Below are 12,416 nucleotides of genomic sequence, written 5' to 3' on the forward strand. Positions count from 1 at the left end.
GGCCGCGACGGCACCGCCGCCCCCGACCAGGGCCAGGGCCAGCACACTGCCCGCCACGGCGGCGGTACGACGACGGCGCACGGTGCGTCGGCCGTGTTCCAGCGCGCCGTCCACCACCGCGGTGCGGCCGGTCAGGTCGAAGGTCTCCCCGGTCCGGCGGAGCTCCTCGCTGAGTTCGTCTTCAAAGGGCATGCGGAACCACCACTTCTCGCTCTGGATGCACAACGGTTGACGGCTCCGGGAGGGCCGGCCGGGCAGGCGCCCGGAAGTCAGCGGGCGGCGAACTCCGCGATGCTGCCGCCGAGCAGTTCACGCAGCCGTCCGAGCGCCCGCACACAGCGGGTCCGTACGGCGGCGGGGCTGACCTGGAGGGCGGCGGCGGTCTCCTCGATGCTCCGGTCCTCCCAGTACCGCAGGACCACGACCGCACGGTCCTTGGGAGCCAGTTGGGACAGCGCCTGGAGCAGCGTCATCCGCAGCGCCGGGTCGTCGGGGTCGGCCGGAGCGTCCTCGGGCAGTTCGGCCAGCGGGCGTTCGCTCGCGGAGCGCCGTCGCCGGTGGGTCAGGAAGGTCCGCACGAGCACGGTCTGCGCGTACGCCGCCGGGTTGTCGATCCGGCGGGCCCGGCCCCACAGGACGTACATCCGGCTCAGTGTCTCCTGCACCAGGTCCTCGGCGAGGTGCACATCGCCGCTGGTCAGCAGGCAGGCCGAACGGAACAGATGACCGGCCCGGCCGGCCGCGAACACCTTGAACTCCTCGGTCCGCGAAGCCCTCATACCCTCCCCCGTCCGTCCATCCGTCCCGCCCTTCCCCCTGTACGACGCGACGGGACCGGGTAAATGTTTCGGACGGACCGCGAGATCTTTTCACGACCGCGCACGGAGAAGCGCCCCGTTCACGCGCCGGACGGCGTGAACGGGGCGCGGGCGGTGGTGCGCGCTCGCTGTCTCCGCGTCTACCCGCGTTCCCACAACGCGGGGACGTTCGGCGGCTCCCAGCCCGACATGGCCAGGTGCGCCTGCAGACAGCGGTAGGCGACCCCGCCGTACGTCACGCGGTCGCCCACGCGGTAGGAGGTGCCGGCGGCCCAGCTGGTCCCCGGTTCGGTCGGTGGGTCGGTGGGCGGATCGGTCGGGCCGGGCGTCTGGGCGACGTCCAGGACGAAGTCGAAGGTGCCCTGGCGCCCGTTCCCGATGCTGCGGACGTTCATCAGCAGCTCCGGGGCGAACAGGGCGTCGGTGTTGTTGCGCGGCTCGTTCGGGAAGTACAGCTGGGTGGTGAGGACGCGGCCGCCGGGCGCCTGCGCCTTCACGTGGATGTGCCGCGTACGGCCCGGGTAGAGGCCCGGCACGATGGTGGTGAGGCTGAACGACCCGTGCGTACCGGTGAACTGGTGCCCCCGGAAGGCGAACCGGGCCATGTCGTACGCCCCGTTGGTGTCCGCCTGCCAGAAGTCGAGCAGCGCCCCGGAGACGGGACGGCAGGCCCGACCGAAGACGTAGCCGCTCACGGTGAGCGGTACGCCGGGGGTGCCCGGGGTCACCAGGCTGGTGCGGCGCGGCGAGTTGGGCTTGAAGTACGGCCCCTCCATCTGCGGGGGCGTCGTGTCGTCGCCGTCGTCGCACTCCGGGGTGGGGGCCAGGGGCCCGTTCCCGGTGGAGGCGGCGTCCCGGGCGAGTGCGACTCCCCCTCCGGCGAGCAGGGGCGCCGCACTCGCGACGAACGCGGCCTTCAGGAGGCCTTTGCGGCTGATCCGCCGCCGGTCCCCCGACGCGTTCGGATCATGGGGGGTTGCGTTGTCCATCTGTGGGGTCATGACAGTTCCCTCGGAGTCCTCGGTGCGGGGAGGCAGAGAGGTTCAGGAGGTTCGGTGACACCGGACGGGCGGTGACCCACGTACGGGTGTCAGTGACACCCGTACGGGCCGGGAGGCGCGGTCAGACCCGCTGCCAGAGCGCCGGGACGGCCGCGGGGGTCCAGCCGGGCTGGGCCGTGTGTCCCTGGAGGCAGCGGTAGGTCGCTCCGCCGTACGTCACCGTGGCGCCGACGGCGTACGTGGTGCCGGCCGCCCAGGTGCCGCCCGGCGGGTCGGTCGGCGGGTCGGTGGGCGGGTCGGTGGGCCCACCGCTGGTGACCAGGGTCAGCCCGTACGCCTGGAGCAGCGGGTTGATCGGCTGGAAGTACGTCGTACCGCCGGAGGAGCAGTTGCCCGAGCCGCCGGAGGTGACGCCCTGCGCCTGGCTGCCGGAGATGTACGAGCCGCCGGAGTCGCCCGGTTCGGCGCAGACGCTCGTGCGGGTCACGCCGGAGATGGTGCCCTCCGGGTAGGTGACGCTGGTGTTCAGCTGCTGGATGGTGCCGCAGTGCCAGCCGGTGGTGGAGCCGGAGCGGCAGACCGAGGCGCCGACGACGGACGAGGTGGAGCCGGCGACGGTGATGTCGCCCCGCCCGTAGCCGTTCACCAGCGGACGCGGCGTCCAGTTGGCGTTGGTGGCGACCCAGGCGTAGTCGCGGCCGGGGAAGGTCGAGCCCTGGAAGGTGCCCTGGGCCTGCTGGTTGAAGCCGTTGGTGGTCGTGCCGACCCGTCCGCAGTGGCCCGCCGTGGCGAAGCCGTTCTGGGTGCCGCGCCTCACCGAGAAGCCGACGGAACAGCGGCCGGAGCCGTTCATGTAGTACGCGTCGCCGCCACGGATGTCGGCGAGGGCGCGGGGCTGCTCGGCGGACCGGGCGACGGTGACGAGGCCGCTGTCGACCCCGGCCGACTTGAGGAACGTCTGTCCGGCCGAGGGGCTCGCGGCGTTCACGACGACCCGGTTGGCCTCGACGTCGACGTACCAGACGGGCACGTCCTTGGGCGCCTTGCGCAGCGCGGCCCGGTCGAGGGCCTCCTTGACGCCTTCGAGCCGGTCCAGGCTGTTGCCGACGACCTCGGCCTTCGCCCCGGCCTCGGTGATCCGGGCGGTCTCGGAGGCGTCGGTGGTGGCGACGGTCAGGGCCGCCTTCGTACCGCTGACCCGGGCTCCGGCGAAGCTGGCGCCGAGGGACTTCTCCAGCCCGGCGGCGACGGCGGCGGCGCGGTACTCGTTGGCTATCCGGCTCCGGGCGTCGTCCGCGTCCAGGCCGAGGTCGCGCTCCATGGCGGCCAGCAGTCCGGGCGACAGGCTGTCGGCGGAGACCGGCGGGGCGGTGGTGCCCGCGGGGTCGGCGGACGCCACGCCGGTGAGCCCGGCGACGGCGAGCGCACCCACGGCCACCGTGGCGGTGCCGGCGACGAGGGCGCGTCTGCGGAGCGTGGTTCTCTCCACGTAACTCTCCTTGGTTCAGGGGTGTCCGGGTCCGGCGGGGGTTGGTCCGGACCAGGGAATTGCCGAAACCGTAGCGGCGGTGACACCCGGCGCAGGAGATCCCGTTCACCCCCCTCCCTCCGCGTTATGGGGCGAAGAGAGGCGAAGAGAGAGGACGTCTCCCTTTCCGCGGGGCGCCCGGGTAGGTTCGCCCTCATGCACACAGGGCAACTTCTGGGCTCGGGACGCACCGCCGACGTGTACGCACTCGACGGCTCCTGGGTCCTTCGCCGTTACCGGGACCGCTCCGACACCACGGAGGAGCTGGCCGTGATGAGTTACGTCGGCGCCTTCGGGTTCCCGGTGCCGCGCATCGGTCCGCCCGCCGAGGGGGCCCGCCCCACGGACCTGGTGCTCCAGCGGCTGACCGGCCCGACCCTGGCCGAGGCCCTGCCGGCGGGGCGGCTGGGGGCGGCCGAGGCGGGCGCGCTCCTCGCCCGTCTGCTGCGCGAGCTCCACGCCATACCGCCCCGGGTCTCGGCGAACCCGGAGGACTGCGTGCTCCACCTGGACCTGCATCCGGAGAACGTGATCCTGACGCGGGGCGGCGCGGTGGTGATCGACTGGTCGACCGCGACGGAGGGCCCGCCCGGCCTCGACCGGGCGATGTCGGCCCTGACTCTGGCCCGGATCGCGCTGGACCCGGCGTCCCCTGCCGGGGCGGGGGTCCGGGCGCTGCTGGCGGCGCTCCTCACGGAACTCTCCGACGACGGCGGCGTGTCGGCCGCCGATCTGGCCCTGGCCCGCACCCGCCAGCGGGCGAACCCGTATCTGACCGCCCGTGAGAGGGGCTGCCTGGACCGGGCGGTGGACCTGGTGATCGGCTGCGCCCCGTAGGCCCAAGCCCGTCCGGCCGGGTCAAGCCCCTCCGGGCGATCGAGGAGCGGGGTCCCAGGGGGTGGAGCCCCGGCAGGGTGCGCTCAGCGCCGCCCCCGCTTCGCGTCGCGCACGCGCCGCAGCCGGTTCACCGTGACCGGGTCCTCGCGCAGCGCCCGCTCGTCCTCGATCAGCGCGTTCAGCAGCTGGTAGTAGCGGACCGGCGAGATCCCGAGCCCTTCGCGGATCGCCCGCTCCTTCGCCCCGGGCCCCGCCCAGGACCGCCGCTCCAGGGCCAGCAGTGCCCGGTCCCGTACGGACAGCTCGTCCGCACCCGGCGCGGGCTCGGCCGGGGAGTCACGGTACTCATGGCGGCCATGGCGGTCGTGGTCGGGGGCGGTCATATCAACCAACCTAATGCCCACCCCCGACACCGCGTCCGTGGCCCGCGGCCGCTACTCGGCGGCCTCCGCCTTGGCCGCCTCGGCGGATATCTCTCCGAGGACGCTCTCGGGGTTGCTGCCCGGCGCGACCGCGCTGCCGATGTTCTTCTTGATCGCGTCGCTGACCGTGGCCCAGGACGTCTTGCCGTAGGGGATGAGCCTGGCGTTCGGCAGGGCCGCCAGGAACTCGTGCAGCTTCTTGTGCTTCTTGTCGGTCTCCATCGCGGCGGAGGCGCTGCCGGTCACCGGGAGCAGGTCGTACTCCTCGGCGAACTCCAGCACGTTCTCGTCGGAGTAGGCGTAGTCGAGGAACTTGCCGATCTCCTTGCGGTGGCCGTTCTCCTTGAAGCCCATCATCCAGTCGGCGACGCCCATGGAGCCCTTGGTCGGGCCGTCGAAGCCGGGCAGCGGCACCATACCGACCTTGACGCCCTTGGCCTCGGCCTCGTCCATCAGGGTGGGGTGACCGTTGAGCATGCCGACCTTGCCGTCGGCGAACGCCTCGAACGCCTTCGCCCGGTCCAGCTTGCCCGGCTCCACCGGGCCGGTGAGGCCCTTGCCGACGAGGTTGTCGCGCAGCCAGCGGAAGGTGGTGATGTTCTCGGCCGAGTCGATGTCGTACGCGCCGACGTCGTCCGTGTAGCCGCCGCCGCCGCTGAGGAGCCACATCAGGGTCTCGGCCTGGGCCTCCTCCTGGCCGAGCGGCAGGGCGAAGGGGTAGTCGACGCCCTTCGCCTTGAGCGCCGTGGCGTCGTTCCGGATGTCGTCCCAGGTCCTGGGGGCGTCCAGGCCCGCCTGGTCGAAGAGCTTCTGGTTGTAGAAGAGCAGCCGGGTGCTGGCGACGAAGGGCAGCCCGTACAGGGTGCCGTCGACCTTGCCCGCATCGGTGAGCGACGGGAGGAAGTTCGCCGCGGTGCGGATCGCGAGCGTCTCGTCGGCGGAGTAGAGCTTGCCCTGCTTGGCGTAGTCCGCGTACGCGCCGATCTGGGCGACGTCCGGGGCGTTGCCGGCCTTGACCATCGCGGCGACCTCGCGGTCGACGTCCTTCCAGTGGAGGACGGTGACGTCGATCTTGATGCCGGGATGCTCGTTCTCGAAGCCCGACGCGACCCCGCTCCAGTACTTCTCGGAGCTGTTCTCCGGGCCGGTGCCGTAGTCGGCGGCCACCAGCTTGAGCGTGACGTCGCCCGAGTCGGTGTCACCTCCGCAGCCCGACAACGTCGCCGTCATTCCCAGCGCGGCCACCACCGCGGTCAGACCCAAAAAGCGCCGCTGCACAGCCTCGCCCATCCTTGTTGATCGCCTGCTCACGGACGGTGCGCACGGCGTCGGCCGGCGGCCTCTGCTCGGCCGCGGCTGTGCCGCCCTGTCCTGGACACCGTCCGGACGAACTGCGATTTTCCCCCATTGCCGACGCGAGGGTCTACACCACCGGCGTATCGCTTCGGCAACGTATACGGGCTCAGGAGGCCACAACTGGCTTGCCGGTACTGGCAGTCGGAGGCCCCGACCCGCATCTTGGTCCAGACCTTTGGGCCGGATTCCCCCGATCTGGGCTTCCCATTAGCGACTTTCCGGCAGAAAAAGACCGGCCTTCACTCGTTCATCATTTTGTATGGATGCGCAACAAACCTCGCTAGTGGACTAGACCTATTGGGGGTCGGCGGGCGAAACTGTCTCCCGTGAGACATGTCATCGCCCTCGATGTGGGCGGCACCGGAATGAAGGCCGCCCTGGTCGGGACCGACGGCACCCTCCTCCATGAGGCGCGGCGGGCCACCGGCCGGAAGCGCGGCGCCGACGCGGTCGTCGAGTCGATCCTCGCGTTCGCGGCGGATCTGCGCGCCCACGGCGAGGAGCACCTCGGCGAGAGCGCCGTCGCCGCGGGGGTCGCCGTGCCCGGCATCGTCGACGCCGAGAAGGGCATCGCGGTGTACGCCGCGAACCTGGGCTGGCGCGACGTACCGCTGCGCGCGCTTCTCGCCGAGCGGCTCGGCTCCGTCCCGGTCGCCCTCGGCCACGACGTCCGCACCGGCGGGCTCGCCGAGGGGCGGATCGGGGCCGGACGCGGGGCGGACCGCTTCCTGTTCGTCCCGCTGGGCACCGGGATCGCCGGGGCCATCGGCATCGCGGGCACCATCGAGGCGGGCGCCCACGGCTGCGCGGGCGAGATCGGCCACATCGTGGTCCGCCCGGACGGCCCCGACTGCGGCTGCGGGCAGCGCGGCTGTCTGGAGACGCTGGCCTCCGCCGGCGCGGTGACCCGGGCCTGGGCCGCCGCCTCCGGGGATCCCGGGGCGGACGCCGCGGACTGCGCGAAGGCCGTCGAGTCGGGCGATCCGGCGGCGGTCCGGGTCTGGCGGGACGCGGTCGACGCGCTCGCCGCCGGCCTCGTCACCGCGCTCACCCTCCTCGACCCCGGCACGCTCATCATCGGTGGCGGTCTCGCCGAAGCCGGGAAAACCTTGTTCACACCACTGCGTGCGGCCGTCGAGGAACGCGTCACGTTCCAGAAGCTGCCCCACATCGTCCCGGCGGCCCTCGGGGACACCGCCGGATGCCTGGGCGCGGGGCTGCTCGCCTGGGATCTACTCTCCACGGAGGTTTCCGCCTGATGGCCGGACGCGCAGCAGACAGCACCGTTCTCGCCGGCGCCCGGGTGGTGCTCCCCACCGGCACCGTCGAGGACGGCCGGGTGGCCGTCGAGGGCACCCGGATCTCCGGTTCCGCACCGGAGGGCGCCCGGACCATCGACCTCGCGGGCCACTGGGTGGTCCCCGGCTTCGTGGACATGCACAACCACGGCGGCGGCGGGGCCTCCTTCACCTCCGGCACCGTGGACGAGGTCCTCACCGGCATCCGTACGCACCGCGAGCACGGCACCACCACGATGGTCGCCTCCACGGTCACCGGCGAGATGGACTTCCTCGCCCGGCGGGCGGGCGTCCTGTCCGAGCTGGTCGAGCAGGGCGACCTGGCCGGGATCCACTTCGAGGGCCCCTTCATCTCGCCGTGCCGCAAGGGCGCCCACAGCGAGGATCTGCTGCGCGACCCGGACCCGGCCGAGGTCCGCAAGCTGCTGGACGCGGCACGCGGCACCGCCCGGATGTTCACCCTCGCCACCGAACTGCCCGGCGGCATCGACTCCGTACGGCTGCTCGCCGAGCACGGGGTCATCGCCGCGATCGGCCATACGGACGCGACGTACGGGCAGACCGTCGAGGCCGTCGACGCGGGCGCGACCGTCGCCACGCACCTGTTCAACGCGATGCCGCCGCTCGCCCACCGCGAGCCCGGCCCGATCGCCGCCCTCCTGGAGGACGACCGGATCACCGTCGAGCTGATCAACGACGGCACGCATCTGCACCCGGCCGTCCTGGAGCTGGCCTACCGCCACAAGGGCGCGGGCCGCGTCGCGCTGATCACCGACGCGATGGACGCCGCCGGCTTCGGCGACGGGGAGTACCAGCTCGGCCCGCTCGCGGTCGAGGTCACCGACGGGGTGGCCCGGCTGGTGGAGGGCGGCTCGATCGCCGGATCCACACTCACCCTGGACACCGCTTTCCGCCGGGCCGTCACCCTCGACAGGATCCCCGTCGAGGACGTCGTCCGGTCCATCTCCGCCAACCCCGCACGGCTGCTCGGCGTCGACGACCGGGTCGGCTCGCTCGACCCGGGCAAGGACGCCGACCTGGTGGTCCTCGACGAGGACTTCGTCCTCAAGGGCGTCATGCGCCGGGGCGAGTGGATCATCGAGCCGAAGATCGTCTGAGGCCGGGCACCGGTCGCGCGACGCACGTAACGAAGAGATGGCGGTCGGCCCGCGGGGCTGGGCCGACCGCCTCCGCTTTGACATGATCATCAGAATCGCGTGCCGCCACCCGGGCGCGGGCCGCCAGGAGCAGACCGAGGGAGGGGCCGGCAGGTGATCCTGACCGTCACTCTGAACACCGCGCTCGACGTGACGTACACCGTCGACGCGCTCGTCCCGCACAGCAGCCACCGGGTCGGCGAGGTCACCGAACGCCCCGGCGGCAAGGGCCTCAACGTCGCCCGGGTGCTGGGAGCGCTGGGCCACGAAAGCGTGGTCACCGGCTTCGTCGGCGGGGCCACCGGAGGCGTTCTGCGCGATCTCCTCGCCCCGCTCCCGCCGCGCGACGCCCTCGTGCCCGTGGCCGGGAACACCCGCCGCACCCTGGCGATCACCGACCGCTCGACCGGCGACACCACCCAGCTGAACGAGCCAGGACCGCAGGTCGGCCCCGCCGAATGGGCCGCCTTCCTGCGGACGTACGAGGAGCTGGTCGCCGGGGCGGAGGCGGTCGCGCTCTGCGGAAGCCTGCCGCCCGGCATCCATGTCGGGGCCTACGCCGAACTGGTCCGGATCGCCCGCGCCGCCGCCGTACCCGTCCTCCTGGACACCAGCGGCGAACCGCTGCGCCGGGGCATCGCCGCCCGCCCCGACCTGGTCAAGCCGAACGCGGAGGAGCTGGCCCGGCTGACCGGTTCCCGCGAACCGCTGCGCGCCGCGGGCGACGCCCGCCGCCGCGGGGCCCACGCCGTGATCGCGTCGCTCGGCCCGGAGGGTGTGCTCGCCGTCACCCCGGACGGCGTCTGGCGGGCCGCCCCGCCCGCGCCCGTGCGCGGCAACCCGACCGGCGCGGGCGATTCCGCGGTGGCCGGACTGCTCTCCGCCCTGGCCGAGGGCCTCGACTGGCCGGAGCGCCTCGCCCGGGCGGTGGCCCTGTCGACGGCGACCGTGCTGGCCCCGACGGCCGGCGAGTTCGACGCGGCGGCCTACGCGGAGCTGCTGCCGCGCGTCACCGTGGAGCCGCACACGCCGACGCCCTGACCACCTCGGGGCGGTCAGAGCGTCGGATGTCCGGTGTCCGGCGGGGATGGCCGGACACCCTCTAGCTCTTGATGTGGCCGGACTTCAGCTCCAGCTGGTCGAGATTGGCGTCGCACTCGTCGCCCGTCTCGCACGACAGCTTGAGGGTGTTGGAGCCCTTGTCGAGCTGGACGTACGCGTACGTGTTCGTCCAGCCCTTCTCCAGATCGCCCTCGGCGGCCTTCGCGAAGTTCTTCATGTTGATGGAGCGGGGCTCCTGCGCGTTGACCGTCAGGGTCGTCTTCGCGTCCTTGCCGGGCACGCCGTACGTCACGTACAGGGTGTACGCGCCGGCCTCGGGAACCTCGACCGTCCAGGTGGCCGACCGGCCGACCTCGTTCAGGTTGATGTAGTTGCCGTTGGCGCCCTTGGCGCCCTTGACCGTGGAGTCCAGGGCCGCCGTGCCGCCCAGCGTCAGCGTCGCCGCGTCCTGCTTCGGCAGCTCGACCGGCTTCGGCTTCTCCTCGGGCTTCTTCTCCGGCTTCTTCGACTCCTCGACCTGGCCGGCGGAGCCCTGCGCGGAGGACGCCTCGTCCTTCTTGTCGTCCTTGTCGCCGTCGTCGCCCGTGAGCAGGGCGGCGCCGATACCGATGACGACGACCGCGACCACGGCGACCGCCGCGATCAGGAGCGCCTTCGTGTTCGGGCCGCCGCGGCCCGGCCCGCCGCCGTGACCGCCCTGCGCCGGAGGCTGCCCGTGGGACGCGCCGCCGGGATAGTTCTCGGGGGCCGCGTACTGCGGGTTCGGCTGGCCGTACTGCTGCGCGGGCTGGCCGTACTGCTGCTGGGGCGGGTAGCCGTAGCCACCCTGCTGCGGCGGCACCTGCTGCTGGCCGTACTGGCGCTCACCGACGGCACGCACCTGGTTGTAGGACGTTCTGGGCACACCCGGCTGCGCGGCCGGACCCGGGTAGCCGTAGCCGCCCTGGCCGGGCGTCTGGGCGCCTGCCGCCTGTCCGTCCGCGTACAGGTAGCCGAACGGATCGTCGTCCTCGGGCTTGCTCGCGCCGTTGTTTCCGGCCGTCATCCCTGGGTCACTCCTCACCATGTCGCCAGCCGTCGCCGACCGGCCGAGCCTACCTCGAACGGAGCAGGCCCCGAATGGCGATCACCGACCGGGGCCGCCTCGCGGAACGGGTACGGGGTAGGGGAAGAAACGGGTCGTGAACGTCATCCGGCCCTGCGGTGAACCTTCGACCGGGACCGCTTCTCCACGTACATCCGCTGGTCGGCGGAGCGCAGGACCTCTTCGACGGTCATTCCGCACTCGGCCCAGCCGATGCCGAAACTCGCCCCGACCCGGACCGCGCGACCATCCACCCGGATGGGCGGAATGATGGCATTCCTCAGACGAACGGCCAGGTCAGCGGCGTCCGCCGCCCCGAGGCCGTCGGCGAGGACGACGAATTCGTCACCCCCGAGCCGGGCGACGGTGTCACCGTCCCGCACACAGGTGCTCAGCCGCCGGGCGACCTCGATGAGCACGGCGTCGCCGGTGTGGTGCCCGAAGCGGTCGTTGATGGACTTGAAGCCGTCGAGGTCGCAGAAGAGGACCGCGAGCCCCTTCGTCCCGTCGTCGTGCCCCGGATCCGGGGCCACCGTGTGCACATGGTGGTCGAAGGGCCCGCCGCCGGGGATCGCCTCGCCCTCGTAACCGTCGGCCTGGTAGCCGTGGGTCAGGGACGACTCGACGTCCCCGTACGCCGCGTCCAGCGCCTCGATCGCGGTCGCGGCCGGGGAATGCGGCCGCTCGCAGATCCGGGCACTGAGCCGCGACTTCAGCTCGGCGCTGTTGGGCAGCCCGGTCAGCGCGTCGTGCGAGGCGCGGTGGGCGAGGTTCAGCTCGTGCCGCTTGCGCTCCTCGATGTCCTCGACATGGGTGAGCAGGAAACGCGGGCCGTCGGCGGCGTCGGCGACGACCGAGTTGCGCAGCGAGACCCAGAGGTAGGTGCCGTCCCGGCGGCTCAGCCGCAGCTCGGCCCGGCCACCCTCGGCCGAGGTGCGCAGCAGGGTGCCGATGTCCTCGGGGTGGACCAGGTCGGCGAAGGAGTAGCGGCGGAGCACGGAGACGGGACGGCCGAGCAGCCGGCACAGGGCGTCGTTGGTGCGCAGCAGCCTGCCCTGCTGGTCGCCGCCCATCTCGGCGATGGCCATGCCGCTCGGCGCGTACTCGAAGGCCTGCCGGAAGGACTCTTCGCTGGCCCGCAGCGCCTGCTGCTCCCGCTCCAGGCGGACCAGGGCGCGCTGCATGTTGGCCCGCAGGCGGGCGTTGCTGATCGCGATGGCGGCCTGGGAGGCGTACATCCGGAGCGCCTCACGCCCCCATGCTCCGGGGCGGCGCCCGTTGCGCGGCCGGTCGACGGATATGACCCCGAGGAGGTCCCCGCCGCCCCCGGAGGCGTACATCGGGGCGTAGAGCCGGTCCAGCGGGTGCCACTCGTCCTCGAACCGGGGTTCGGGCCCCTCGGTGTGCCACTGGGGTACGTCGTCGTCGAGGAGGACCCAGCCCTCGGTGTGCGGGATGAACCGGAGGTCGTCCCAGGCCTCCCCCATGGAGAGCCGGCGGTTCCAGGAGTCACGGGAGCCGACGCGGCCGGTGATCAGCGCCTCGGCGGCGGCGTTGCCCGCGAAGGCGGCGATGACGAGGTCACCGTCCGGCCGGACCAGGTTGACGCAGCCCAGCTCGTAACCGAGGCCCTCGACGATCCCGTCGGCCACGGTCTGCAGCGTGTCCGCCAGACTCCGCGCCGTATTGAGATCAGCGACAGCCTGGTGCAGCTGCCGCATGGTCGCAAGGCGGACGTACGGTTCCGACTCGGCCTCCATCGCTCGCACTCCCCGAGACCTCGACAGCAACTCCAGGTTTCATATCGACGTACTTATCGCAGTGTCCCGGCCACTGAATCACAGTGAGCTGTG

11 protein-coding genes and 1 pseudogene are annotated in these 12,416 nt (G+C 72.4%); 4 read left to right on the top strand and 8 right to left on the bottom strand.

Annotation, left to right across the window (positions count from 1 at the left end; all coding sequences use genetic code 11):
- The 4 genes and pseudogenes from B9S58_RS11545 to B9S58_RS11560 form a co-directional block, all read right to left on the bottom strand.
- A pseudogene (locus B9S58_RS11545) lies at positions 1–192 on the bottom strand (hypothetical protein); the annotation flags it as partial.
- A 77-nt stretch (positions 193–269) separates the two neighbouring features.
- Positions 270–779, bottom strand: a complete 510-nt coding sequence (locus B9S58_RS11550) for a SigE family RNA polymerase sigma factor (protein ID WP_103532027.1) — start codon at positions 777–779, stop codon at positions 270–272.
- A gap of 179 nt (positions 780–958) precedes the next feature.
- Positions 959–1,807, bottom strand: a complete 849-nt coding sequence (locus B9S58_RS11555; protein ID WP_103532063.1) for a carbohydrate-binding protein — start codon at positions 1,805–1,807, stop codon at positions 959–961.
- Between the two features lie 133 nt (positions 1,808–1,940).
- Positions 1,941–3,308 (bottom strand): carbohydrate-binding protein, encoded by a 1,368-nt coding sequence (locus B9S58_RS11560; RefSeq protein ID WP_103532028.1) that lies wholly within the window; start codon positions 3,306–3,308, stop codon positions 1,941–1,943.
- A 195-nt stretch (positions 3,309–3,503) separates the two neighbouring features.
- Between B9S58_RS11560 and B9S58_RS11565 the strand changes: the two genes are divergently transcribed.
- Positions 3,504–4,184, top strand: a complete 681-nt coding sequence (locus tag B9S58_RS11565; protein WP_103532029.1) for a phosphotransferase — start codon at positions 3,504–3,506, stop codon at positions 4,182–4,184.
- An 83-nt stretch (positions 4,185–4,267) separates the two neighbouring features.
- Here B9S58_RS11565 and B9S58_RS11570 read toward each other — a convergent pair whose 3' ends face one another.
- Positions 4,268–4,567: a DUF3263 domain-containing protein gene (locus B9S58_RS11570; RefSeq protein WP_103532030.1), complete on the bottom strand. Its 300-nt coding sequence runs from the start codon at positions 4,565–4,567 to the stop codon at positions 4,268–4,270.
- 51 nt (positions 4,568–4,618) lie between these two features.
- Positions 4,619–5,896, bottom strand: a complete 1,278-nt coding sequence (locus B9S58_RS11575; protein ID WP_103532031.1) for an ABC transporter substrate-binding protein — start codon at positions 5,894–5,896, stop codon at positions 4,619–4,621.
- 431 nt (positions 5,897–6,327) lie between these two features.
- Here B9S58_RS11575 and B9S58_RS11580 point away from each other — a divergent pair, with 431 nt between their 5' ends.
- From B9S58_RS11580 to B9S58_RS11590, 3 genes are all read left to right on the top strand, one after another.
- The gene (locus tag B9S58_RS11580) at positions 6,328–7,221 is read left to right on the top strand and encodes an ROK family protein (protein ID WP_374935664.1); all 894 of its coding nucleotides are present in this window, start codon (positions 6,328–6,330) and stop codon (positions 7,219–7,221) included.
- On the top strand, positions 7,221–8,378 hold the full coding sequence (gene nagA / locus B9S58_RS11585) for an N-acetylglucosamine-6-phosphate deacetylase (protein WP_103532033.1): 1,158 nt from the start codon (positions 7,221–7,223) through the stop codon (positions 8,376–8,378). Before B9S58_RS11580 ends, nagA begins: the two co-directional genes overlap by 1 nt.
- A gap of 153 nt (positions 8,379–8,531) precedes the next feature.
- Positions 8,532–9,458, top strand: coding sequence for a 1-phosphofructokinase family hexose kinase (locus B9S58_RS11590; protein WP_103532034.1), 927 nt, complete (start codon positions 8,532–8,534; stop codon positions 9,456–9,458).
- A 61-nt stretch (positions 9,459–9,519) separates the two neighbouring features.
- Here the strand turns inward: B9S58_RS11590 and B9S58_RS11595 are convergent, their stop codons facing one another.
- Entirely contained in the window at positions 9,520–10,524 is a 1,005-nt protein-coding gene (locus tag B9S58_RS11595; protein ID WP_103532035.1) for a carbohydrate-binding protein, read from the bottom strand.
- A 143-nt stretch (positions 10,525–10,667) separates the two neighbouring features.
- Positions 10,668–12,323 carry a diguanylate cyclase CdgB gene (cdgB, locus tag B9S58_RS11600; protein WP_103532036.1) on the bottom strand — a complete coding sequence of 552 codons (1,656 nt, stop codon included), beginning with the start codon at positions 12,321–12,323 and terminating at the stop codon, positions 10,668–10,670.
- Between the last annotated feature and the right edge of the window lie 93 nt (positions 12,324–12,416).

This window comes from Streptomyces sp. SM11 (assembly GCF_002910905.1).
Lineage (GTDB): Bacteria > Actinomycetota > Actinomycetes > Streptomycetales > Streptomycetaceae > Streptomyces.

Excerpts from the sequence above, each read along its gene's own strand:
- B9S58_RS11555 (WP_103532063.1), bottom strand. The coding sequence starts at position 1,807 with ATGGACAACGCAACCCCCCATGATCCGAACGCGTCGGGGGACCGGCGG.
- B9S58_RS11575 (WP_103532031.1), bottom strand. The coding sequence starts at position 5,896 with ATGGGCGAGGCTGTGCAGCGGCGCTTTTTGGGTCTGACCGCGGTGGTG.
- B9S58_RS11570 (WP_103532030.1), bottom strand. The coding sequence starts at position 4,567 with ATGACCGCCCCCGACCACGACCGCCATGGCCGCCATGAGTACCGTGAC.
- cdgB (WP_103532036.1), bottom strand. The coding sequence starts at position 12,323 with ATGGAGGCCGAGTCGGAACCGTACGTCCGCCTTGCGACCATGCGGCAG.
- B9S58_RS11565 (WP_103532029.1), top strand. The coding sequence starts at position 3,504 with ATGCACACAGGGCAACTTCTGGGCTCGGGACGCACCGCCGACGTGTAC.
- B9S58_RS11550 (WP_103532027.1), bottom strand. The coding sequence starts at position 779 with ATGAGGGCTTCGCGGACCGAGGAGTTCAAGGTGTTCGCGGCCGGCCGG.
- nagA (WP_103532033.1), top strand. The coding sequence starts at position 7,221 with ATGGCCGGACGCGCAGCAGACAGCACCGTTCTCGCCGGCGCCCGGGTG.
- B9S58_RS11595 (WP_103532035.1), bottom strand. The coding sequence starts at position 10,524 with ATGACGGCCGGAAACAACGGCGCGAGCAAGCCCGAGGACGACGATCCG.
- B9S58_RS11580 (WP_374935664.1), top strand. The coding sequence starts at position 6,328 with ATGAAGGCCGCCCTGGTCGGGACCGACGGCACCCTCCTCCATGAGGCG.